The 20,447-nt window shown below is 68.8% G+C and carries 24 protein-coding genes; 11 read left to right on the plus strand and 13 right to left on the minus strand.

Features of this window, described 5'->3' with window-relative positions; translation table 11 throughout:
* Positions 1-6 precede the first annotated feature (6 nt).
* Genes neuB through rfbB form a run of 11 tightly spaced genes read right to left on the minus strand, consistent with a single transcriptional unit; the run spans position 7 to position 9,892 of the window.
* Complete coding sequence (gene neuB, locus HZ992_RS04530) at positions 7-1,083, minus strand: N-acetylneuraminate synthase (RefSeq protein WP_209385498.1); 1,077 nt, start codon at positions 1,081-1,083, stop codon at positions 7-9.
* Positions 1,080-1,748, minus strand: coding sequence for a PIG-L deacetylase family protein (locus HZ992_RS04535; protein WP_209385499.1), 669 nt, complete (start codon positions 1,746-1,748; stop codon positions 1,080-1,082). Before HZ992_RS04535 ends, neuB begins: the two co-directional genes overlap by 4 nt.
* The gene (locus HZ992_RS04540; RefSeq protein WP_209385500.1) at positions 1,745-2,644 is read right to left on the minus strand and encodes a methionyl-tRNA formyltransferase; all 900 of its coding nucleotides are present in this window, start codon (positions 2,642-2,644) and stop codon (positions 1,745-1,747) included. The genes HZ992_RS04535 and HZ992_RS04540 overlap by 4 nt, the downstream gene beginning before the upstream one ends.
* Positions 2,641-3,813 carry a UDP-N-acetylglucosamine 2-epimerase gene (gene neuC / locus HZ992_RS04545; RefSeq protein ID WP_209385501.1) on the minus strand — a complete coding sequence of 391 codons (1,173 nt, stop codon included), beginning with the start codon at positions 3,811-3,813 and terminating at the stop codon, positions 2,641-2,643. The genes HZ992_RS04540 and neuC overlap by 4 nt, the downstream gene beginning before the upstream one ends.
* Positions 3,814-3,820: 7 nt before the next feature.
* Positions 3,821-4,969: a LegC family aminotransferase gene (locus HZ992_RS04550; protein ID WP_209385502.1), complete on the minus strand. Its 1,149-nt coding sequence runs from the start codon at positions 4,967-4,969 to the stop codon at positions 3,821-3,823.
* A gap of 20 nt (positions 4,970-4,989) precedes the next feature.
* Positions 4,990-6,030 (minus strand): NAD-dependent 4,6-dehydratase LegB, encoded by a 1,041-nt coding sequence (locus tag HZ992_RS04555; protein ID WP_305848840.1) that lies wholly within the window; start codon positions 6,028-6,030, stop codon positions 4,990-4,992.
* The gene (locus HZ992_RS04560; protein WP_209385503.1) at positions 6,027-6,422 is read right to left on the minus strand and encodes a MarR family EPS-associated transcriptional regulator; all 396 of its coding nucleotides are present in this window, start codon (positions 6,420-6,422) and stop codon (positions 6,027-6,029) included. Before HZ992_RS04560 ends, HZ992_RS04555 begins: the two co-directional genes overlap by 4 nt.
* 56 nt (positions 6,423-6,478) lie before the next feature.
* The gene (gene rfbC, locus HZ992_RS04565; RefSeq protein WP_209385504.1) at positions 6,479-7,030 is read right to left on the minus strand and encodes a dTDP-4-dehydrorhamnose 3,5-epimerase; all 552 of its coding nucleotides are present in this window, start codon (positions 7,028-7,030) and stop codon (positions 6,479-6,481) included.
* Positions 7,030-7,911, minus strand: coding sequence for a glucose-1-phosphate thymidylyltransferase RfbA (gene rfbA, locus HZ992_RS04570; RefSeq protein WP_209385505.1), 882 nt, complete (start codon positions 7,909-7,911; stop codon positions 7,030-7,032). The genes rfbC and rfbA overlap by 1 nt, the downstream gene beginning before the upstream one ends.
* 17 nt (positions 7,912-7,928) lie before the next feature.
* Positions 7,929-8,828 carry a dTDP-4-dehydrorhamnose reductase gene (gene rfbD / locus HZ992_RS04575; RefSeq protein ID WP_209385506.1) on the minus strand — a complete coding sequence of 300 codons (900 nt, stop codon included), beginning with the start codon at positions 8,826-8,828 and terminating at the stop codon, positions 7,929-7,931.
* The gene (rfbB, locus tag HZ992_RS04580; protein WP_209385507.1) at positions 8,825-9,892 is read right to left on the minus strand and encodes a dTDP-glucose 4,6-dehydratase; all 1,068 of its coding nucleotides are present in this window, start codon (positions 9,890-9,892) and stop codon (positions 8,825-8,827) included. The genes rfbD and rfbB overlap by 4 nt, the downstream gene beginning before the upstream one ends.
* Before the next feature lie 95 nt (positions 9,893-9,987).
* On the opposite strand from rfbB, the gene HZ992_RS04585 reads away from it, so the two are divergent.
* Entirely contained in the window at positions 9,988-11,484 is a 1,497-nt protein-coding gene (locus tag HZ992_RS04585; protein ID WP_209385508.1) for a DEAD/DEAH box helicase, read from the plus strand.
* Positions 11,485-11,499: 15 nt separating this feature from the next.
* On the opposite strand, the gene HZ992_RS04590 is transcribed toward HZ992_RS04585, so the two are convergent.
* Together HZ992_RS04590 and HZ992_RS04595 are read right to left on the minus strand one after the other, a co-directional pair.
* Positions 11,500-12,273, minus strand: a complete 774-nt coding sequence (locus HZ992_RS04590) for an SAM-dependent methyltransferase (RefSeq protein WP_209385509.1) — start codon at positions 12,271-12,273, stop codon at positions 11,500-11,502.
* Positions 12,270-12,863 (minus strand): Maf family nucleotide pyrophosphatase, encoded by a 594-nt coding sequence (locus tag HZ992_RS04595; RefSeq protein WP_209385510.1) that lies wholly within the window; start codon positions 12,861-12,863, stop codon positions 12,270-12,272. The genes HZ992_RS04590 and HZ992_RS04595 overlap by 4 nt, the downstream gene beginning before the upstream one ends.
* Between HZ992_RS04595 and HZ992_RS04600 the strand changes: the two genes are divergently transcribed.
* The 10 genes from HZ992_RS04600 to rpoE all read left to right on the plus strand — a co-directional run bounded on the left by HZ992_RS04600 (position 12,854) and on the right by rpoE (position 20,425).
* Positions 12,854-13,453, plus strand: coding sequence for a YceD family protein (locus tag HZ992_RS04600; RefSeq protein WP_371816788.1), 600 nt, complete (start codon positions 12,854-12,856; stop codon positions 13,451-13,453). The genes HZ992_RS04595 and HZ992_RS04600 overlap by 10 nt on opposite strands.
* A 184-nt stretch (positions 13,454-13,637) precedes the next feature.
* Complete coding sequence (gene rpmF, locus HZ992_RS04605; RefSeq protein ID WP_112190625.1) at positions 13,638-13,820, plus strand: 50S ribosomal protein L32; 183 nt, start codon at positions 13,638-13,640, stop codon at positions 13,818-13,820.
* A gap of 42 nt (positions 13,821-13,862) precedes the next feature.
* Positions 13,863-14,978: a phosphate acyltransferase PlsX gene (plsX, locus tag HZ992_RS04610; RefSeq protein WP_209385511.1), complete on the plus strand. Its 1,116-nt coding sequence runs from the start codon at positions 13,863-13,865 to the stop codon at positions 14,976-14,978.
* Positions 14,975-15,964, plus strand: a complete 990-nt coding sequence (locus tag HZ992_RS04615) for a beta-ketoacyl-ACP synthase III (RefSeq protein ID WP_209385512.1) — start codon at positions 14,975-14,977, stop codon at positions 15,962-15,964. The genes plsX and HZ992_RS04615 overlap by 4 nt, the downstream gene beginning before the upstream one ends.
* Before the next feature lie 49 nt (positions 15,965-16,013).
* Positions 16,014-16,952: an ACP S-malonyltransferase gene (gene fabD / locus HZ992_RS04620; protein ID WP_209385513.1), complete on the plus strand. Its 939-nt coding sequence runs from the start codon at positions 16,014-16,016 to the stop codon at positions 16,950-16,952.
* On the plus strand, positions 16,949-17,695 hold the full coding sequence (gene fabG, locus HZ992_RS04625; protein ID WP_209385514.1) for a 3-oxoacyl-ACP reductase FabG: 747 nt from the start codon (positions 16,949-16,951) through the stop codon (positions 17,693-17,695). Before fabD ends, fabG begins: the two co-directional genes overlap by 4 nt.
* Positions 17,696-17,779: 84 nt before the next feature.
* Positions 17,780-18,022 (plus strand): acyl carrier protein, encoded by a 243-nt coding sequence (acpP, locus tag HZ992_RS04630; RefSeq protein WP_209385515.1) that lies wholly within the window; start codon positions 17,780-17,782, stop codon positions 18,020-18,022.
* A gap of 40 nt (positions 18,023-18,062) precedes the next feature.
* Positions 18,063-19,307 (plus strand): beta-ketoacyl-ACP synthase II, encoded by a 1,245-nt coding sequence (gene fabF / locus HZ992_RS04635; protein ID WP_209385516.1) that lies wholly within the window; start codon positions 18,063-18,065, stop codon positions 19,305-19,307.
* A gap of 24 nt (positions 19,308-19,331) precedes the next feature.
* On the plus strand, positions 19,332-19,820 hold the full coding sequence (locus HZ992_RS04640; protein ID WP_209385517.1) for a hypothetical protein: 489 nt from the start codon (positions 19,332-19,334) through the stop codon (positions 19,818-19,820).
* On the plus strand, positions 19,817-20,425 hold the full coding sequence (rpoE, locus tag HZ992_RS04645) for an RNA polymerase sigma factor RpoE (protein ID WP_209385518.1): 609 nt from the start codon (positions 19,817-19,819) through the stop codon (positions 20,423-20,425). The genes HZ992_RS04640 and rpoE overlap by 4 nt, the downstream gene beginning before the upstream one ends.
* The last annotated feature ends 22 nt before the right edge of the window (positions 20,426-20,447 follow it).

The raw sequence follows: 20,447 nt of genomic DNA on the forward strand, positions 1-20,447 counted from the left end.
ACGCGTTCATCGGTCCAGGGTCTCGCCGGCACGGTACCCGCGGCCGGCTCGCTGCCCGACCAGATCCCAGAGGTCCATCGCGGGCCGCCCGCGCCCGGCGCGTGCGGTGCCCAGGTCGGCGCGGGTCAGCAGAGTGCCAGCCTCGATGTCGCGCGCCGCCACGACCTGCTGGCGCGCCGCGCGCCTTGTGTCCCACTCCGACGCCTGCGGCGCCTTGCGACCATCGCCGAGCGCCAGCGCCAGCGCGCGGATGTCGGCGACCATGCGGTTCAGCTCGGCCGGCTCGAGCGAGGCGCGGTGGTCCGGACCGGGCAGCGAGCGGTCGAGAGTGAAGTGCTTCTCGATCAGAATAGCGCCGCGCGCTACCGCCGCCGTCGGGATCAGGCCGCCCTCGGTATGGTCGGAGTAGCCGACCGGCAGGCCGAAGGCTGCGGCCAGCGTGTCCATGCCGCGCAGGTTCACCTCGGCCGGCGGCGTCGGGTACTGCGAGGTGCAGTGCAGCAGCGTGACCCGGCCCTGCAGGCTGGCGCGCCAGGCGGCCAGGCTCCAGCCCTCCCAGACCGCGTCGCTGCCGGTCGGCTCGGCGTCGGCGTTGAGGGCGTGGGCGATCACCGCGAGGGCCTGCTCGACCTCGGCCAGCGTGGCCATGCCGGTGGACACCACCAGCGGCTTGCCGGTGCGCGCGAAGCGCCACAGCAGCGGGCCGTTGGTCAGCTCGCCGGAGGGCACCTTGAACAGCGGCACGCCCAGCGCATCGAGGAAGGCCAGGCTGTCGGCGTCGAACGCGGTCGACAGGAACTCGATGCCGCGCTGGCGCGCGCGCGCCTGCAGCTCGGCGTGCCATTCGCGCGGCAACTCGAGCTTGCGCAGCATCGCGACCTGGCTCTCGGCGCGGTCGGTGGTCTCCTTCTGGTACGCGGCTTTCGGCGCGTCGGCCGAGGCGAGCTTCTTCGCGTCGAAGGTCTGGAACTTCACCGCGTCGGCGCCGGCCTCGGCGGCCGCGTCGACGAGTTGCAGGGCCATCTCCAGCGAGCCGTTGTGGTTGACGCCGGCTTCGGCGATGACGTAGATGCGATCGGTCATTCGATGCTCCTCAGCACCATGAAGGCCTCGGCCGCCGGCGTGCCGGCGACGCCGCCACGCAGACAGGCCAGGGCACGAATCGCCTCGACGCTGCGCGGGAAGGGCGGTGGCCCCATCTCGCCAACGTACAGGGCCATGATCTCGAGCTTGCGCTCCAGCTGCGCAGCGATGTCGACGAACCGGTTCGGCCGAAATCCGCCGCCGCGCGGCAGCAGCCCGAACTCGGTCTCCGACAGCGTTTCGTAGCAGTTCACGTGGCGCACGCTCGGATAGCGGAACGACTTGGTGCAGGCGGCCGCCGCTTCGTACACGGCGGCGTGGTCGCTGTGCGCGTCCTGCGGGTGCGGCAGGTACAGCGTGTCCGGCCGGATCGAGGCCACGACGCGAGCGAACCAGTCGACCCGCTCGGCGATCGGCACCGTGTCCACCCGGGTGGCCGGGAACGGCGCGCGGTGCAGGCCGGCGAATCCGTAGGCGGCCGCGACCTGCTCGATCTCGCGCTCGCGCGGCGCCAGGCGTGCCGCGTCGAAGCCCGGCGCACCGGCCATCGTCGACGCGATCGCCCAGTGCACCTCGGCGCCGGCGGCGATCGCGCGCAGCAGCGTGCCGCCACAGCCCAGGGTCTCGTCGTCGGGATGGGGGGCTACCACGAGGATCGTGCTCACAGATAGTCTCCGGCGAGGGGCAGCTCGGCCAGTTCGTGGTCGAGCAGCCGCACGGCGTGGCTGCCGCACTTGACGAGGATCTGCCGGCCGTCGACGGCCAGTACCTTGCCAGGCTCCAGGTTCATGCGGCCCTCTGCCTGGGTCTCGCAGCGCCAGACCTTCACCGGCTGGTCGCCGCGGATGAAGTGGGCGCCCGGGTAGGGACGGGCCAGGGCACGCACCAGGTTGTGGATGGCCTCGGCACTCATCCGCCAGTCGATCTGGCCGTCGGCCATGCCCCGCCGCCGCCAGTGGTTGGCCAATCCATGATCCTGTTCGATCGCCTGCAGCGTGCCCCGCGCGAGCCCCTGCACGATGGCGGGGATCTGCACGCGCAGCGCCGCCACCACCTTCGCGTAGAGCGTCGACGCGTCGTCGGTGGGCAAGATCGGGATCGCCTGCTGGCTCAGCACCGGCCCGCTGTCGGCCTCGGCACGCATGAAGAAGAAGCTCGAGGCCGTCTGCTCCAGGCCGAGCGCCAGCGCCCAGACCAGCGGATGCCGCCCGCGATTGGCGGGCAGCGCCGCGGGGTGGAAGCCGACGATGCCGCGCGGTGCCGCGCCGAGCGTGCGCGGGCCGAGCAGTTTCGACCAGCCGACGCAGAACACCAGGTCGGCGCCCACCTGCTCGAGCCAGGCCGCCTGCTCGGCGTCCTCGGGCGCATCCTCGGCGACCAGCAGCGGCAGCCCGGCCTGCCGCGCCAGCGGCGCGAGGTCGACGAAGTCGGCGTTGAAGGTCGAGGCACGGCGGGTCAGCACGCCGACCAGCCGCGCCGTATCGGTGGGGATGTCCAGCAGGGACTGCAGGGCGACCCTGCTCGATTCGACGCAACCGACGAAGGCGATCCGCAACGTCATCGCACGGCCTCTGGCAGTTCGTGGAAGCGCTTAATCACCAGGCCGTCGAGCGGGTGCTCGCGCAGGGTCTGCGCAATGCGCCGCGCTGCGCCGGGCGTTCCGTACGGCGTCTCCCGGCGCGCGGCCACGGCCCGGTGGCCGGCGGACCGCGCGACCCGCAGCGCGGCGCGGATCGCCTCGGCCTCGGCCGCGCAGTGGATCACCGAAGGTGCCCGCAGGCGGCCCTGCTGTCGCTCGCCGATGTCGACCGTCGGCGTGCCGACGGCGGGGGCCTCGAGCAGCCCGCTCGAGGAGTTGCCGACGACCACGTCGACGAGCCGCATCAGGCTAAGGTAGCGCCGCGCGCCCAGGGTCTCGGCCAGCAGTACCCGGCCCGGACGCGCGGCCGCAAAGCGCTCGGCTTCGCGGCGCATCGACTGGCCGCCGGTGTCGGCGTTGACGCCGGTCAGCACGAGGCGCGGCTGCTCGTCGTCCAGTGCGTCGAGCAGCGTCCGCATGGCCTGGCCGGGGTCCTCGCCGCGCAGGGTGACCGGGTGGTATGTGACGAGGTAGCAGGGACTCGCCAGACGGATGCCCAGGTCGGCCTCGAGCGCAGCGCGGTCCAGCGGCTCGAGCCGCTCGATGTTATCCAGGCCGGTGGCGCTGACGACCCACACGCGTCGCGGATCCTCGCCCAGCTGGATGACCCGCCGACGGAAGGCCTCGGCCGCGACGAAGTGCAGGTGGGCCATCTTCGTGACCGCATGGCGGATGGCTTCGTCGATCAGGCCCTCGGTGGCCTCGCCACCGTGCAGGTGCGCGATCGGCAGCCGGGCGAGCATCGCCGCCTGCGCCGCGGCGAGCATCTCGTAGCGGTCGCCGAGCAGCACCAGCAGGTCCGGCGCCAGGCGCGCGAAGCTGTCGGCGAAGCCGACAGTCGCCGAAGCCATCGCGCGGGCGACGCCCGGCGGGCTGTCGTCGTCGAGCGGGATCGGCAGACGCGCGTCGATCGTGAAGCCGTCGGCCTCGATCGCCGCCACCGTCATGCCGAAGCGCGGCGACAGGTGCGCGCCCGTCACGACCAGCTGCAGCTCGACGTCGGGCGCCTGCTGCAGCTCGCGCAGCAGCCAGTACAGCAGCCCGTACTCGGCGCGGGTCGCGGTGACGACACAGATCCGGCGTCGGTTCATGCTCGCCTCAGGCTGCGCCGGCCGGAACCGAGCTCGGCAGGTTGACGACGCGCGCCTCCAGCCACTGCGCGACGCTCAGGTCGCCGTGCAGGCAATGGGCGTAGGCCGGCAGCCGGTTCATCAGCTGCCAGATCGGGCGGGTCATCACACCGCGTTCGTTGGTCGCGGCGAGTAGCGCATCGCGTTCGGCGTGGCCGTCGCAGATCACCGCGTTGAGCCAGTAGTTCGAGCGGCAGCCGGCCGGCTCGCGCACGAACTGCAGGCCGCTGCCGGCGAGCAGCGCGGCGTAGCGCTCGGCCAGCGCGCGTTTGGCGGCGACGAAGCCGTCGAGCTGCTCGAGCTGCGCGCAGCCGAGCGCCGCGTTCAGGTTCGGCAGGCGGTAGTTGTAGCCGACCTCGTCGTGGATGAACTCGTAGGGGTGCGGTCGCTTCGCGGTGGTCGTCAGGTACTTCGCGCGGGTGCCGAGCGCCTCGTCGGCCAGCACCATCCCGCCGCCACCGGTGGTGATGATCTTGTTGCCGTTGAAGCTCAGCGTGCCGAGCTGCCCGAAGGTGCCGGTGTGCCGGCCGTGGTACAGGCTGCCGAGCGACTCGGCGGCGTCCTCGACCAGCGGCAGCCGCCAGCGGGCGCAGACCTCCACCAGGCCGTCGAGGTCCGCCGGGTGGCCGAAGGTGTGCATCGGCAGGCAGGCGCGCACGGCCCGGCCGTCGCGGCGCAGCCGGCACGAGCCAGCGTCGTCGAGCGCGGCATGCTCCTCCAGCCAGGTCTGCAGCGCCGCGGGCGACAGGCCCATCGTGTGCCGGTCGACGTCGACGAACACCGGCTCGGCGCCGCAGTAGGCGATCGCGTTACAGGTCGCGACGAAGGTCAGCGGCTGGGTGACAACCAGGTCGCCCGCGCGCACGCCGGCGAGCATCAGTGCGACGTGCAGCGCGGCCGTGCCGTTGACCGTCGCAACCGCGCGCGGCGCGCCAGTGTAGGCGGCCATGTCGTGCTCGAAGCGGTCGACAAAGGCGCCGACGCTGGAGACGAATGTCGACTCGATTGTCTCGAGCAGGTACTCGCGCTCGCGACCCGGGAACTGCGGCGCGTGCAGCGGGATCGGCGCGTCGGTGCGGTACTCGTCGCGAATGAAGCGGATCAAGGCGTCGAACATGGTCGGCCGGTACGTTCGGGTCAGACGTTGTAGATCCCCGCCTTGTACTTGGCGAGGTTGGCCGGGCGAGTGAACCAGTCGATCGTCGCCTGCAGGCCGTGGCGCAGGTCAAAGGTCGGCTGGAAGCCAGTCAAACCGCGGATGCGGGCGTTGTCGCCCCACAAGCGCTGGACCTCGGACTTCTCCGGCCGCAGCCGCTGCGCGTCGCTCACGAATTCGACTTGGCTGCCCATCAGCTCGCGGATCAGCTCAAGCGTGGCGCGCACCGAGATCTCGTAGTTCGAGCTGATGTTGACCGTCTCGCCGACCGCCTGATCGCAGCGGGCCAGCTCGAGGAAGCCGCGGCAGGTATCGGCAACGTAATTGAAGTCGCGCGTCGGCGACAGGTCTCCGAGGCGGATCTCGCGCTGCCCGGCGGCAATTTGCGCCACGATGGTCGGGATCACGGCGCGGGCCGACTGGCGCGGACCGTAAGTGTTGAACGGCCGCGCAATTGTCAGCGGTAGCGCGAAGGCATTGTGGAAGCTCATCGCCATCGCGTCTGCGGCGATCTTCGAGGCGCTGTAAGGCGACTGGGGCTGCAGCGGGTGCTTCTCGTCGATCGGCACATAGCGCGCGGTGCCGTAGACCTCGCTGGTCGACGTGTGCACGAGCCGCGCGACGCCGTTGTCCAGCGCCGCTTGGCAAATGTTCAGCGTACCGGTGACGTTGGTGTCGACGTAACTGGCCGGCGCGTTGTACGAGTAGGGGATCGCGATCAGCGCGGCGAGGTGGAAGACGGTGTCGACGCCGCGTGAGATCGTGCGGCAGAAGTGCGCGTCGCGGATGTCGCCGCTGACGACCTCGATGTCCTTGAGGCACGCCAAATCTTCCAGCCAGCCCCATTGGTTGAACGAGTTGTACTGCGCGAGCGCCTTGACCTCATAGCCTTGCTCGACAAGCAGTTCAACGAGATGGGAGCCGATGAATCCATCTGCTCCAGTAACGAGGACCTTGCTGACAGTTGCCATGTTTTTCGCGATGTGAGTGATGGTTGCCGAGCGCGCTGAAACCTGCGTCATCCGGCCGAGCCAGGCGGGTGTGACCGCTGAAGTTCGTTTCGCAGTTCTTCGATGGTCGAATGGAGTCGCTCGAACTCCGCTTCCTTTCGAACAAGGAATGCTCGAGTCATGGTCAACTTTTCCCTGAGCCCCTTTGGGGTTAGCAGGTATGCGTAAGCCACCTTGTTGTCATTGCGCCTGAAGTTCTGCACCTTCAGCAATCCCTTGTCGAGCAAGGCATGCAAAACGTAGTGCGTCTTCCCGAGGCTCAAACCAAGTGCGTTGGAGAGTTGTCGCTGGGACAGTCGAGGTTCTTCCGACAGCAGGCGGAGCGCGGACAGCAGTAGAGTCGTTTCCCTTTCGGTTTCAGCAACGTCTGGGTGTGCGCGCTCGTCGTCTAGGGGTGCGTTCATGGCGTGAACGCATAGTCTATCGTAGTCGGGCGCGCTGGCTCTAGTACCGACGCGCCTCAGTCGAAAATTCTCGCGACCAGCAGAGGAAGGCCGGCGCGGTCCTTTTCGGACAATCCATACGCCGTACCTAAGTTGGGCCACTCGATTGCAAGTGTCGTGTCGTCGTGCCGGATACAGCCTTCTGACACGGATGCGTAGTAATTCGTGGTCTTGTAGAGGAAATCAGCGGCTTCACTGAGCACCAAGAAGCCATGCGCCATGCCTTCCGGAAGCCAGAGCTGGCGATGGTTGTCTCCGCTAAGTTCGACACCGACCCAGTGCCCGAATGTCTTGCTGCTGCGCCGAATGTCGACTGCCACATCGAACACTCGACCTTGCGTGACCCGCACAAGCTTCCCCTGCGCGTGGGGAGGCAGCTGGTAATGCAAGCCACGCAGCACGCCCGTAGTTGACCGCGAATGATTGTCTTGCACAAACTCGACATGCCGGCCCACGGCCTCGTCAAAGGTCCGTTGGTTGAAACTCTCCATGAAGAAGCCGCGCTCGTCGCCGAACACCTTCGGTTCGAGGATCAAGACATCCGGAATCGCGGTGGGGGTGATCTTCATCAGTACACCTGTTCCTTCAGCAGCTTGGCCAGGTACTGCCCATACCCGTTCTTCAGCATGGGCTGCGCCAGCGCATTGAGGCGCTCCGAATCGATCCAGCCCGAGCGCCAGGCAATCTCCTCCGGGCAGGCCACCTTCAGGCCCTGGCGCTTTTCGAGCGTGGCGATGAACTGCCCGGCCTCGAGCAGGCTGTCGTGCGTGCCGGTGTCCAGCCAGGCGTAGCCGCGGCCCATGATCTCGACGTCGAGCTGGCCCTGAATCAAGTAGCGCGCATTGACGTCGGTGATCTCGAGTTCGCCACGTGCGGATGGCTTGATGCTCGCCGCGATGTCGCACACCTGCTCGTCGTAGAAGTACAGGCCCGTGACGGCGTAGTTGCTCTTCGGCATTTTCGGCTTCTCTTCGATGCTCAATGCCCGCTTGTCGGCATCGAAGGCGACTACGCCGTAACGCTCGGGGTCGGTCACGTGGTAGGCGAACACGGTGGCGCCGGCCACGCGCGCGTTGGCGTCGTTGAGCAGGCGCTGGAAGTCGTGGCCGTAGAAGATGTTGTCGCCGAGCACCAGCGCGCTCGGGTGGCCGTCGACGAAGGATCGGCCGAGGATGAAGGCCTGCGCCAGGCCGTCGGGGCTGGGCTGCACGCAGTAGCGGATCGAGATGCCCCACTGCGAGCCGTCGCCGAGCAGTGCCTCGAAGCGCGGCGTGTCCTGCGGCGTGCTGATGAGCAGGATCTCGCGGATGCCGGCGAGCATCATGGTCGACAGCGGGTAGTACACCATCGGCTTGTCGTAGACCGGCAGCAGCTGCTTGCTCATCGCCAGGGTGGCCGGGTGCAGCCGGGTGCCGGAGCCTCCGGCGAGGATGATGCCTTTGCGGTTCATGCGGGCTTGTCTCCGGGTCAGCGGCCGAGCACTTCGGTCAGCATGCGGTCGACGCCGTGGCGCCAGTCGGGCAGCACCACGCCGAAGCGGCTGCGCAGGCGCGACGTGTCCAGGCGCGAGTTGAGGGGGCGCTTCGCCGGCGTCGGGAAGGCGCTGGTGGGCACCGCCTCGATGGCGCCCAGCGCCACCTTGACGGCCACGCCGGCGGCGCGCGCGAAGTCGATCACATGGCTCGCGTAGCCGTGCCAGCTGGTCTGGCCGGCGGCGACGGCGTGATAGGTGCCGGCCACGGAGGCGTCCGAGCGCGCGGTGCGCAGCATGTGGGCGCTGAGGTCGGCCAGCAGGTCGGCGCCGGTGGGTGCGCCGATCTGGTCGTCGATGACGCGCAGTTGCTCGCGTTCCTGCGCGAGCTTGAGCATGGTGCGCGCGAAGTTGCCGCCGCGCGCTCCGTACACCCAGCTCGTGCGCAGCAGCAGGTGGCGGCAGCCGCTGGCACGGATCGCCTGCTCGCCCTCGAGCTTGGTGAGGCCGTAGACGTTGAGCGGGCCGGTCGGCGCGTCTTCGCCGCGCGGCGCGTCGCCGCTGCCGTCGAACACGTAGTCGGTGCTGTAGTGCAGCAGCCAGGCACCGCAGGCCGCGGCTTCGCGCGCCAGCACGGCCGGGGCTTCGGCATTGATGGCACGGGCAAGATCGGGCTCGCTCTCGGCCTTGTCGACGGCGGTGTGGGCGGCGGCATTGACGATCACGTCGGGTGCCACCGCGCGCACCGTGGCGGCCAGGCCCTGCGGCTTCGAGAAGTCGGCGCTCAGCGGCCCGGGACTGTCGAAGTCCAGTGCGACGACCTCGCCCAGCGTGGCCAGTGCGCGCTGAAGTTCCCAGCCGACTTGGCCGTTCTTGCCGAGCAGCAGGATCTTCATGCGGCCGTGCGCGCGCTGTAGTTCGTCGCGACCCAGTCGCGATAGCTGCCGCTCTGCACGTGCTGCACCCAGTCGGCGTTGTCGAGGTACCAGCGCACCGTCTTGCGGATGCCGGTCTCGAAGGTCTCGGCCGGCCGCCAGCCGAGTTCGCGCTCGATCTTGCGAGCGTCGATGGCGTAGCGGCGGTCGTGGCCGGGCCGGTCGGTGACGTGGGTGATCAGCCGCGCGTAGGACCCGGCCGCATCGGGGCGCATCTCGTCGAGCAGCGCGCAGATGCTGCGCACGATCTCGATGTTGGGCCGCTCGTTCCAGCCGCCCACGTTGTAGGTCTCGCCGGGCCGGCCTTTGGCCAGCACGGCACGGATCGCCGCGGCGTGGTCCTTCACGTACAGCCAGTCGCGCACCTGCATGCCGTCGCCGTACACCGGCAGCGGCTTGCCCGCCAGTGCGTTGACGATCATCAGCGGGATCAGCTTCTCGGGGAAGTGGTAGGGCCCGTAGTTGTTCGAGCAGTTCGTCGTCAGCACCGGCAGCCCGTAGGTGTGGTGCCAGGCGCGGACGAGGTGGTCGCTGGCGGCCTTGCTGGCCGAATAGGGGCTGTTCGGTTCGTAGGTGTGGGTCTCGGTGAAGGCCGGGTCACCCGGGCCGAGCGAGCCGTACACCTCGTCGGTCGAGACGTGGTGGAAGCGGAATGCGGACTTCGCGTCGCCGGCCAGACACGACCAGTGCGCGCGCACCGCCTCGAGCAGGGTGTAGGTGCCCTCGATATTCGTCTTGATGAAGGCGCCGGGGCCGTGGATGCTGCGATCGACGTGGCTTTCGGCCGCGAAATGGATCACCGCACGCGGGCGGTGCTCGGCGAGCAGGCGGTCGAGCAGTGCGCGGTCGCCGATGTCGCCCCTGACGAAGACGTGGCGGGAATCGTAGGCCAGCGACTTCAGGCTCTCGAGGTTGCCGGCGTAGGTGAGTGCATCGAGATTGAGCACCGGCTCGCCGGTGGTGGCGATCCAGTCGAGGACGAAGTTGGCGCCGATGAAGCCGGCGCCGCCGGTGACGAGGATCATGAATGCACGGCTTTGATGTTCTGGCGAACCTGGCATTCTAGGCGGGCAGAAGGGCCAGATTTTGATCCATGCTGCGCTGCGGCGATAATGGTGGGATGAGTGACCCCACCCCCGGCGACGCCATCAGCATCGCCACCCCCGAGGCCGCACCACCCGCGCCGGCCCGTTTCGACACCCTGCCGCTGGACGAGAAACTGCTTCGCGCGGTCGCCGACTCCGGCTACCAGACGATGACGCCCATCCAGGCGAAGGCCATCCCGATCGTGCTGGCCGGCCGCGACGTGATGGGTGCCGCGCAGACGGGCACCGGCAAGACGGCCGCGTTCTCGATCCCGCTGCTGCAGAAGATGCTCAAGCACGAGAACCCGAGCATGTCGCCGGCGCGCCACCCGGTGCGCGCCCTCGTGCTGGCGCCCACGCGCGAGCTGGCCGACCAGGTCGCCAACAACGTCAAGCAGTACTCCAAGTTCACCAAGCTGCGCGCCACCGTGGTGTTCGGCGGCATCGACATGAAGCCGCAGACGCTGGAGCTCAAGGCCGGTGTCGAGGTGCTGATCGCCACGCCGGGCCGCCTGCTCGACCACATCGAAGCGAAGAACTGCGTGCTCAACCAGGTCGAGTACGTCGTGCTCGACGAGGCCGACCGCATGCTCGACATCGGCTTCCTGCCCGACCTGCAGCGCATCCTCAGCTACCTGCCCAAGCAGCGCCAGACGCTGCTGTTCTCGGCCACCTTCTCGCCGGAGATCAAGCGCCTGGCCGAGAGCTACCTGCAGGATCCGATCCTCGTCGAGGTGGCCCGGCCCAACGCCACCGCCACCAACGTCGAACAGCGCTTTTTCAGCGTGGCGCCCGACGACAAGCGGCGCGCGGTACTGAAGATGCTCAAGGACCGCGCGATCACGCAGGCTTTGGTCTTCGTCAATTCCAAGCTCGGTTGTGCCCGCCTGGCGCGTTCGTTCGAGCGTGACGGCCTGCGCACCAACGCGCTGCACGGCGACAAGAGCCAGGACGAGCGGCTGAAGGCGCTCGACGCCTTCAAGCGCGGCGAAGTCGATGTGCTGGTGGCCACCGACGTGGCCGCGCGCGGGCTGGACATCGCCGACCTGCCGGCGGTGTTCAACTTCGACGTGCCCTTCAATGCCGAGGACTACGTGCACCGCATCGGCCGCACCGGCCGCGCCGGCGCCTCGGGCCTCGCGGTGACGCTGGTCTCGCGCGACGACATGCGCATGGTCGGCGACATCGAAAAGCTGATCAAGAAGAAGATCGAGATCGACCCCTTCGAGTTCGACGACGAGCCGCCGCGCCGCGAGAGCTTCCGCGACCGCACGCGACGCGAGGGCGAAGATGAGCGCCCGGCGTGCACGGTGGCCCCGCGCGCCAGTGCGCCGTCGCCGCGGCAGGCGCCGAGCGACCCCTTCTTCGACCAGCCCTACGTGGCCAGCGGCAACGAGACCGAAGCCGCCTGGGAGCAGAAGACGCTGCAGACCTCGCCGCGCAGCGGCCTGTCGCCCTACATCAAGCCGAAGAAGAAGGTCGCTGCGCTGTTCGGCGGCCAGAAGGCGGCCGACGAGGTGTCCTCGTCCTGACGCCTGCGGCCGGCCTCAGCCGGCCAGGAAGGCGAACACCACGGGCCGGTCGGCAGGCAAGGCCGACGGGCGGGCTCGCCAGCCCGAGACGCTGTCGGTGCGGGTAAAGGCACCTGGCGCCGTGAGGCCACAGCTCACCGACACGCGGGTGGCCGGCTGCAGATGCGCGAGCAGCGCTTCCAGCAGCGCGCCGTTGCGGTAGGGCGTCTCGATGACGATCTGCGTCTGTTGCGTGCGGCGCGAGAGTGCCTCGAGTTCGCGAATGCGGGCCGTGCGCTCGGCCGCATCGACCGGCAGGTAACCGACGAAGGCGAAGCTCTGGCCGTTCAGGCCGCTGGCCGCCAGCGCCAGCAGGAGCGAACTCGGGCCGGGCAGGGCGATCACTTCGAGCCCTTGGGCGTGGGCCGCCTGCACGAGAGCCGCGCCCGGGTCGGCCACGGCCGGCAGTCCGGCTTCGGAGATCAAGCCGAGGTCGGCGCCGCCGCGCGCCGATGCCAGCAAGGGCGAGAGATCGGGTGTGGCCGCGGACTTGCCGCCCTTGGCTGGGCGCGGCAGCTCGACGATTTCGATCTGCTGCAGTGGTCGGGCCAGCGGCACGATGTGGCCCACGCGCTTGAGGAAAGCGCGCGTACTGCGCGCGTTCTCGGCCACCCAATGATCCAGCCGCGCCGCGATGCGGATCACGCCCAGCGGCAGCACCTCGTCCAGCGGCACGGCTTCGGAGGCGCCGTCGATGCCGAAGTCCAGCGCGTTCGGCACGAGGTAGAGGCGGCCCACCGGCTCGGTCATGGCTGCAGCGGATCGAATCCGGCCGCGCGCAACAGCTCGCAGGTGCGGATCAGCGGCAGGCCGACCAGCGCCGTGGGATCGTCGGATTCGATCGCCTGCAGCAGCGCGATGCCCAGCGTCTCGCACTTGGCGCTGCCGGCGCAGTCGTAGGGCTGCTCGGCGCGCAGGTAGTGTTCGATCTCGGCGTCGGACAGCATGCGAAAGTGCACCGTGACCGGCGCCAGCGCCGCGCCGGCATAGCCTGTGGCGCCACGCTGGACGGCCACGGCCGTGTGGAACACCACACTGCGCCCGCGCATCGTGCGCAGCTGCTGCACGGCTCGCTCGTGCGTACCCGGCTTGCCGATGGGCTGGCCGTCGAGTTCGGCGACCTGGTCGGAGCCGATCACTACGGCGTTCGGGTGCAGCACCGCGACGACCGCCGCCTTGGCATGCGCCAGCCGCACGGCCAGGTCGGCCGGTGCCTCTCCCGGCCTGGGTGTCTCGTCCACCTGCGGCGAGACGACCTCGAAAGGCAGGCGCAGGCGCTCGAGCAACTCGCGTCGGTAGCGTGAGGTGGAGGCGAGGATCAGCGGCGGGCGTGCGGTCATGGCCGGATTGTCCCATCGGCGCCCGTACACTCGGCGCCATGAGTGCGCGTTCAAGAGACCCCTCGCGGCTGGACGTCGAGCCCTTCGCCAAGGAGGGTGGCGAGCTGGAAGGCGAGTGGCCGCTGCGACAGTTGCGGCGGCTTGCCGAAACCGCGCACCCCGAGGCACGGCCGACCGAATCGGACAGGGTCCACTGGCAGGCCCGCGGCGAGATGCGGCCGGTGCGTGGCGCGGCGCCACAGCCGTGGCTGCACCTGAGCGCGCAGACCTCGCTGAATCTTGAATGCCAGCGCTGCCTGCAGCCGATGGCGGTGCCGCTCGATGTGTCGCGCAGCTTCTGCTTCGTTCACGGCGAGGCTGCGGCCGCCGCGCTCGATGCCGAAAGCGAGGACGATGTGTTGGCGCTCACTCGCGCGCTGGATCTTCGTGAACTGTTGGAAGACGAGCTTCTGCTGTCTCTGCCGCTGGTGCCGCGCCACGAATCGTGCGCCCCGCCGATGCCGCTGGCCGGCAGCCAACCCGAGCCCCTTGAAGAACGTCCGAACCCCTTCGCGGCGCTGGCCGCCCTGAAGCGCCCGGGGCGCCACTGACCGGATCTGTCCGCCGGGCAGCCTGCCCGTGATAGAATCGCGGGCTTTTCATCGGACGCCTACCCGGCTGCGTGAGCTTTCAGGGCGGGTGTCGGTTGGGGCGCCAGGGCGCGGGACCGCTCGAGAGTTCGAGTCGGTCCGTGTCGCGGACCCTGGGGCTTGCCCCGCTACACAGGAGAATTCCATGGCCGTTCAGCAGAACAAGAAGTCGCCCTCGAAGCGCGGCATGCATCGCTCGCACAATGCCGTCGCGGCGCCCGGCACGGCCATCGAGCCGACCACCGGTGAGACGCACCTGCGCCACCACATCAGCCCGACCGGCTTCTACCGCGGCCGCAAGGTCCTGAAGACCAAGGCCGACGCCTGATCGCGTTATCCGTGGCGCGGCCCGTCCGCCCATCGGTCTGAGATGAACACAGCCGCCTCGTCTGCCGCGGCCGCCGAAGCTCGCGTCACGCTCGCCGTCGACTGCATGGGCGGCGACCACGGCCCGTCGGTCACGCTGCCCGCCTGCCGCGCCTTCCTCGACGCGCACCCGCAGGCCCACCTGATCCTCGTCGGCAAGGCCGATGCGCTCGCCGCTGCCGCTGCGTGGTCGCGCTGCACCATCGTCGCGGCCAGCGAGGTCGTCGAGATGGACGACCCCGTCGAAGTGGCGCTGCGCCGCAAGAAGGATTCGTCGCTGCGCGTGGCGGTCTCGCAGGTGAAGACCGGCGAAGACGGCCGGTCCGCCGCGCAGGCCTGCGTGTCCGCCGGCAACACCGGGGCACTGATGGCGGTCTCGCGCTACGTGCTCAAGACGCTCGAAGGCATCGACCGCCCGGCCATAGCCTCGGTGATGCCCAACGAGCGCGACGGCTACACGACCGTGCTCGACCTCGGTGCCAACGTCGACTGCAGCGCCGAGCACCTGCTGCAGTTCGCCGTGATGGGCAGCGCGCTGGTCGCCGCCGTCGAGGGCAAGGAGAACCCCAGCGTGGGCCTGCTCAACATCGGCGAAGAGGCCATCAAGGGCAGCGAGACCATCAAGCAGGCCGGCGAACTGCTGCGCGCCGCCGCTGCCGCCGGGCACATCAACTTCCACGGCAACGTGGAAGGCAACGACATCTTCAAGGGCACCACCGACCTCGTCGTGTGCGACGGTTTCGTCGGCAACGTGGCCCTGAAGACGGCCGAGGGCCTGGCCTCGATGCTGTCGAACTTCATTCGCCAGGAATTCACCCGCAACATCTTCACCAAGATGGCCGCGATCGTCGCGCTGCCGGTGCTCAAGCATTTCAAGGCGCGTGTCGACCACCGCCGCTACAACGGCGCGGCGCTGCTCGGCCTGCGCGGGCTGGTCTTCAAGAGCCACGGTTCAGCCGATGCCTTCGCGTTCCAGCAGGCGCTGAATCGGGCTTATGATGCCTCGCGCAATCGATTGCTCGACCGCGTGCACGACCGCATCCTCGAGACGCTGGCGGCGATGCCGGCCTCGGCTGCGGAGCTTCAGTCCGATCTGCCGGCACTGGCCGCATCACGATGAGCTCGATCACACCTCGCTACTCCCGCATCACCGGCACCGGCAGCTACCTGCCACCGAACCGCGTGTCGAACGAGGCGCTCGCGGCGCAACTGGCCCGCGACGGGGTCGAGACCTCCGACGACTGGATCGTCGAGCGCACCGGCATCCGTGCCCGCTACTTCGCGGCGCCCGACGTCACCAGCAGCGAGCTGGCGGTTCATGCGGCACGCCACGCGCTCGAGGCGGCCGGCCGCACGGCGGCCGACATCGACCTGATCATCGTCGCCACCTCGACGCCGGACATGGTGTTCCCGTCGACGGCCTGCATCCTGCAAAACAAGCTCGGTGCCTTCGGTGCCGCGGCCTTCGACGTGCAGGCTGTGTGCTCCGGCTTCGTCTATGGGCTGACCATCGCAGATTCGATGATCCGCAGCGGCGCGGCCACCCGCGCACTGGTGATCGGCGCCGAAGTGTTCTCGCGCATCCTTGACTTCAAGGACCGCACGACCTGCGTGCTGTTCGGCGACGGCGCCGGCGCGGTGGTGCTGGAGGCGAGCGATCAGCCCGGCATCCTGGCCACCGACCTGCATGCCGACGGCCGCCACGTCGAGATCCTGTGCGTGCCCGGCAATGTTTCCGGTGGGCAGGTGCTCGGCGATCCGTTGCTGAAGATGGATGGCCAGGCGGTGTTCAAGCTCGCCGTCGGCGTGCTCGAGAGCGCTGCGCGGGCCGTGCTGCACAAGGCCGGCCGCAGCGAGGCCGACATCGACTGGCTGATCCCGCACCAGGCCAACATCCGCATCATGCAGAGCACGGCGCGCAAGCTGAAGCTGCCGATGGACAAGGTGGTGGTCACCGTCGCCGAACACGGCAACACTTCCGCTGCGTCGATCCCGCTGGCGCTGGACGTCGCGGTGCGCCGTGGCCAGGTCAAGCGCGGCGACACCGTAATGCTCGAAGGCGTGGGCGGCGGCTTCACCTGGGGCGCGGTGCTGCTCGACTATTGAGTTCGAGGCCCGGCCACGGGCCCACAAGCAAAGAGTGAGACAACAGGCGATGACGACCTTCGCATTCGTGTTCCCCGGGCAGGGATCCCAGACGGTGGGCATGCTCGACGCATGGGGTGACCACCCGGCCGTGCGAGACACTCTGGCCGAGGCGTCTGACGCCCTCGGCACCGACATCGGCCAGTTGATCCACGAAGGCCCGAAGGAACAGCTCGACCTGACCACCAACACGCAGCCGGTCATGCTGGCCGCTGCGGTGGCCTGCTACCGCGCCTGGATGGCCGAGACCGGACAGGCGCCGGCGGTGGTCGCCGGCCACTCGCTGGGCGAGTACAGCGCGCTGGTCGCCGCGGGTTCGCTGACGCTGGCCGATGCCCTGCCACTGGTGCGCTTTCGTGCCCAGGCGATGCAGGAGGCGGTGCCCGTCGGTGTGGGCGCTATGGCGGCCATCCTGGGGCTCGATGCCGAGATCGTTCGCATCACCTGCGCCGAAGTGGCTGCGGCCGTCGGCGAACCGGTCGAGGCGGCGAACTTCAACGATCCCAAGCAGATCGTGATTGCCGGAACGAAGGGCGCGGTCGACCAGGCTTGCGAAGCACTCAAGGGCCGAGGTGCCAAGCGCGCGTTGCCGCTGGCGGTCTCCGCCCCGTTCCATTCCAGCCTGATGAAGCCGGCAGCCGAGCGGCTGCAGGAGCGGCTGCGCTCGGTGACGCTGCGTGCCCCATCGATCCCGCTGGTGAACAACATCGACGTGGCGGTGCAGACCGACCCCGACGACATCCGCGAGGCGTTGTACCGGCAGGCTTTCGGCCCGGTGCGCTGGGTCGAGGTGGTGCAGGCCATCCGCGCGCGCGGTGCCACCCACCTGTTCGAATGCGGTCCGGGCAAGGTGCTCGCCGGACTGGCCAAGCGCATCGATGCGAGCCTGGTCGTAGGCAATGTTCTCGACCCGGCGACGCTGGCCGAAGCGAAGGGGATGCTGCAATGAGCGAGGTGACGACGCAGGGCCAGGTGGCGCTGGTGACCGGCGCCTCGCGGGGCATCGGCCGGGCGATCGCGATGGCGCTGGCAGCGCAGGGCATGAAGGTCATCGGCACGGCGACCAGCGAGGCCGGCGCTGCCGCCATCGGCGAGGCGCTCGGCGCACAGGGCGGCAGCGGGCTGAAGCTCGACGTCACCGATGGTGCCGCCCTGGACTCGGCGATCGACGGCATCGTCAAGCAGCACGGCGGCCTGCAGGTGCTGGTCAACAATGCCGGCATCACGCGCGACACGCTGTCGATGCGCATGAAGGACGAAGACTGGGACGCCGTGCTCGACACCAACCTCAAGGCCGTCTTCCGCGCCAGCCGCGCAGCGATCCGGCCGATGATGAAGCAGCGTTACGGCCGCATCGTCAACATCACCTCGGTGGTGGGTGCCAGCGGCAACCCGGGCCAGGCCAACTACGCTGCGGCGAAGGCCGGCGTGGCCGGCATGACGCGATCGCTCGCCCGCGAACTGGGCAGCCGCGGCATCACCGTCAACTGCGTGGCGCCCGGCTTCATCGACACCGACATGACGCACTCGCTGCCCGAGGCGCAGAAGGCCGCGCTGCTGGCGCAGATCCCGGTCGGCCGGCTCGGCCTGGCTGCCGAGATCGCCCATGCGGTGGCCTTTCTCGCCTCGCCGTTGGCCGGTTACGTGACCGGCGCCGAACTGCACGTCAATGGCGGCATGTACATGGCCTGAAACCGGCTTCGCGCCCCGCGCGCGGCCCGGACCGGCCAAGCCTTAGAATCCCGCCCTGTTTCTGTAAACACTCCCGGAGGAGTCATGAGCGACATCGAAGCACGAGTCAAGAAGATCATCGCCGAGCAGTTGGGTGTTCCCGAGGCCGATGTGTCCAACGAAAAAGCATTCGTGGCCGACCTCGGCGCCGATTCGCTCGACACGGTGGAACTGGTCATGGCACTCGAAGACGAGTTCGGCATCGAGATTCCCGATGAGGAAGCCGAGAAGATCACGACCGTGCAACTGGCGATCGACTACGCCGTGAAGCACCAGAAGGCCGCCTGAGCGCGCTCCTTCGTTCGTTCCCCTTGCACTCGCATAGCGCATGAGCCGTCGCCGCGTCGTCGTCACCGGGCTCGGTCTGATCAGTCCCGTGGGCAACACGGTGTCCGACGGCTGGTCCAACCTGATCGCCGGGCGCTCCGGCATCGCAAACATCACGCGCTTCGATGCGTCGGCGTTCGCGTGCAGGTTCGCCGGTGAGGTGAAGGGCTTCCAGATCGAGGATTACATCCCCGCCAAGGAAGCGCGCCACATGGACACCTTCATCCACTACGGATTGGCGGCGTCGATTCAGGCGGTGCGCGATGCCGGCTTGCCGACCAACGATGCGTTGGGCGAAGACGCGGCCGAGCGCATCGGCTGCCTGGTCGGCTCGGGCATTGGCGGCCTGCCTCTGATCGAGGAAACGCAGGCCGAGTACGCGAGCCGCGGCCCCCGCCGCATCTCGCCGTTCTTCGTGCCGGCGTCGATCATCAACATGATCTCCGGCCACGTGTCGATCCACTTCGGCTTCCAGGGGCCGAACCTCGCCATCGTGACCGCCTGCACCACCGGGCTGCACTGCATCGGCGAGGCAGGCCGCCTGATCGAGTACGGCGATGCCGACGTGATGGTCGCCGGCGGCGCCGAGTCGACGGTGTCGCCGCTGGGCATCGGTGGCTTCGCGGCGGCGCGTGCGCTGTCCACGCGCAACGACGACCCCGCCACCGCGTCGCGCCCCTGGGACAAGGACCGCGATGGCTTCGTGCTCGGCGAGGGCGCGGGCGTGGTCGTGCTCGAGGAATACGAGCATGCCAAGCGGCGCGGCGCGAAGATCTACGCCGAGCTGAGCGGCTACGGCATGGGCGCCGACGCGTACCACATGACTGCGCCCAACGTGGATGGCCCGAAGCGTTCGATGCGTGCGGCGCTGCGCAATGCCGGCCTCAACGCCGACCAGGTGCAGTACCTGAACGCCCACGGCACCTCCACGCCGCTGGGCGACGTGAACGAGACCAACGCCATCAAGCTCGCCTTCGGCGACCACGCCGGGAAGCTGGTGGTGAATTCGACCAAGTCGATGACAGGGCACCTGCTCGGTGGAGCCGGCGGCATCGAGTCGGTCTTCACTGTGCTGGCGCTGCACCACCAGGTGTCACCGCCGACCATCAACATCTTCAACCAGGATCCCGAGTGCGACCTGGACTACTGCGCCAACGAGGCGCGGCAGATGAAGATCGAGTACGCCGTGAAGAACAACTTCGGATTCGGCGGCACCAACGGCACGCTGGTGTTCCGTCGCGCCTGAGGGCGCGCGGGCGCACCCGCTGTCATGCCCGATTCCAACGCGCTGTCCATCCGGATCCGAACGGCTGCCGCCTGGCGGTTCGGGGTGGCTGCCTTGACGCTGGCCGCGTCGCTGAGCATGGGCTGTTGGCTCGTGACAGCCTTCGAACGAAACGCGACGGGATGGATCTGGCTTGGCTTGCCGGCCTCGCTGGCGCTCGGGGCCGCGGCGGCGATGCACTGGATCCGCAGCGGCCAATTGCGCCTGGAGGGTGAAGTCTGGCGGCTGGCCGACGGCGCCCCAGGCAGCGCTGAGGAGACGCCCGGCAGCGTGGCCGTTGCGCTGGACGGCGGCCGCTGGATGCTGCTGCGTTTTCGCGCCACGCCGGCCGGTTCGAGGCGGCGCGTGCGCTGGCTGGCACTGAGTCGTCGCGACATCGGCGGTCAATGGCACGACCTGCGCTGTGCGGTATATTCGCCGCGACCCGATCCGGCCGGCCGCTCGGCGCAGGCTCCTGCCGCACCTTCCGCATGAATCCCAACGACGCCGACGCACCGCTGATCGAACGCGTCAAGCAAGGCGACGTCAAGGCCTTCGAGATGCTGGTCGTCAAGTACCAGCGGCGCATCGAAAGGCTGATCGGCCGCATGGTGCGCGACGTCGACCTGGTGCCCGACATCGCCCAGGAGACCTTCATCCGCGCCTACCGGGCGGTCGGGCAGTTCCGTGGCGACAGCGCCTTCTACACCTGGCTGTACCGGATCGCGGTGAACACCGCCAAGAAGGCGCTGGTCGACCTCAAGCGCGACCCGATCGTGACGGAATCCGCACTCGCCTCGCGTGATGAGGACGAGGAAACTTCGCGCGTCGAAAATGAACTAACCGACGGCGAAACCCCCGAGGCGGTGCTGGCGAGCAAAGAAATCGCGTCTGCAGTGAACTCCGCGATCGAAGCGCTGTCGGAAGACCTTCGCCAGGCGATCACGCTGCGCGAGATCGAAGGGCTGAGCTACGAAGAGATTGCCGAATTGATGAACTGCCCGATCGGGACGGTGCGTTCGCGCATCTTCCGGGCCCGCGAGGCGATCGCGTTGCGGCTGCGGCCGTTGCTCGACACGCGTGAAGGTGAACGGTGGTGAGGGGGCGGGAGATGTTTGGAGT

The organism is Rhizobacter sp. AJA081-3 (genome assembly GCF_017795745.1).
GTDB lineage: Bacteria > Pseudomonadota > Gammaproteobacteria > Burkholderiales > Burkholderiaceae_C > Piscinibacter.

Coding starts and splice junctions, on each gene's coding strand:
- HZ992_RS04590 (WP_209385509.1), bottom strand. CDS start 12,273: ATGACCGAGCCGGTGGGCCGCCTCTACCTCGTGCCGAACGCGCTGGAC.
- neuB (WP_209385498.1), bottom strand. CDS start 1,083: ATGACCGATCGCATCTACGTCATCGCCGAAGCCGGCGTCAACCACAAC.
- HZ992_RS04595 (WP_209385510.1), bottom strand. CDS start 12,863: ATGACCGCACGCCCGCCGCTGATCCTCGCCTCCACCTCACGCTACCGA.
- HZ992_RS04540 (WP_209385500.1), bottom strand. CDS start 2,644: ATGACGTTGCGGATCGCCTTCGTCGGTTGCGTCGAATCGAGCAGGGTC.
- acpP (WP_209385515.1), top strand. CDS start 17,780: ATGAGCGACATCGAAGCACGAGTCAAGAAGATCATCGCCGAGCAGTTG.
- HZ992_RS04550 (WP_209385502.1), bottom strand. CDS start 4,969: ATGTTCGACGCCTTGATCCGCTTCATTCGCGACGAGTACCGCACCGAC.
- rfbC (WP_209385504.1), bottom strand. CDS start 7,030: ATGAAGATCACCCCCACCGCGATTCCGGATGTCTTGATCCTCGAACCG.
- rpmF (WP_112190625.1), top strand. CDS start 13,638: ATGGCCGTTCAGCAGAACAAGAAGTCGCCCTCGAAGCGCGGCATGCAT.
- fabF (WP_209385516.1), top strand. CDS start 18,063: ATGAGCCGTCGCCGCGTCGTCGTCACCGGGCTCGGTCTGATCAGTCCC.
- HZ992_RS04555 (WP_305848840.1), bottom strand. CDS start 6,030: ATGACGCAGGTTTCAGCGCGCTCGGCAACCATCACTCACATCGCGAAA.
- HZ992_RS04615 (WP_209385512.1), top strand. CDS start 14,975: ATGAGCTCGATCACACCTCGCTACTCCCGCATCACCGGCACCGGCAGC.
- fabD (WP_209385513.1), top strand. CDS start 16,014: ATGACGACCTTCGCATTCGTGTTCCCCGGGCAGGGATCCCAGACGGTG.
- HZ992_RS04560 (WP_209385503.1), bottom strand. CDS start 6,422: ATGAACGCACCCCTAGACGACGAGCGCGCACACCCAGACGTTGCTGAA.
- HZ992_RS04585 (WP_209385508.1), top strand. CDS start 9,988: ATGAGTGACCCCACCCCCGGCGACGCCATCAGCATCGCCACCCCCGAG.
- rpoE (WP_209385518.1), top strand. CDS start 19,817: ATGAATCCCAACGACGCCGACGCACCGCTGATCGAACGCGTCAAGCAA.
- rfbD (WP_209385506.1), bottom strand. CDS start 8,828: ATGAAGATCCTGCTGCTCGGCAAGAACGGCCAAGTCGGCTGGGAACTT.
- plsX (WP_209385511.1), top strand. CDS start 13,863: ATGAACACAGCCGCCTCGTCTGCCGCGGCCGCCGAAGCTCGCGTCACG.
- rfbA (WP_209385505.1), bottom strand. CDS start 7,911: ATGAACCGCAAAGGCATCATCCTCGCCGGAGGCTCCGGCACCCGGCTG.
- neuC (WP_209385501.1), bottom strand. CDS start 3,813: ATGAACCGACGCCGGATCTGTGTCGTCACCGCGACCCGCGCCGAGTAC.
- rfbB (WP_209385507.1), bottom strand. CDS start 9,892: ATGATCCTCGTCACCGGCGGCGCCGGCTTCATCGGCGCCAACTTCGTC.
- HZ992_RS04640 (WP_209385517.1), top strand. CDS start 19,332: ATGCCCGATTCCAACGCGCTGTCCATCCGGATCCGAACGGCTGCCGCC.
- fabG (WP_209385514.1), top strand. CDS start 16,949: ATGAGCGAGGTGACGACGCAGGGCCAGGTGGCGCTGGTGACCGGCGCC.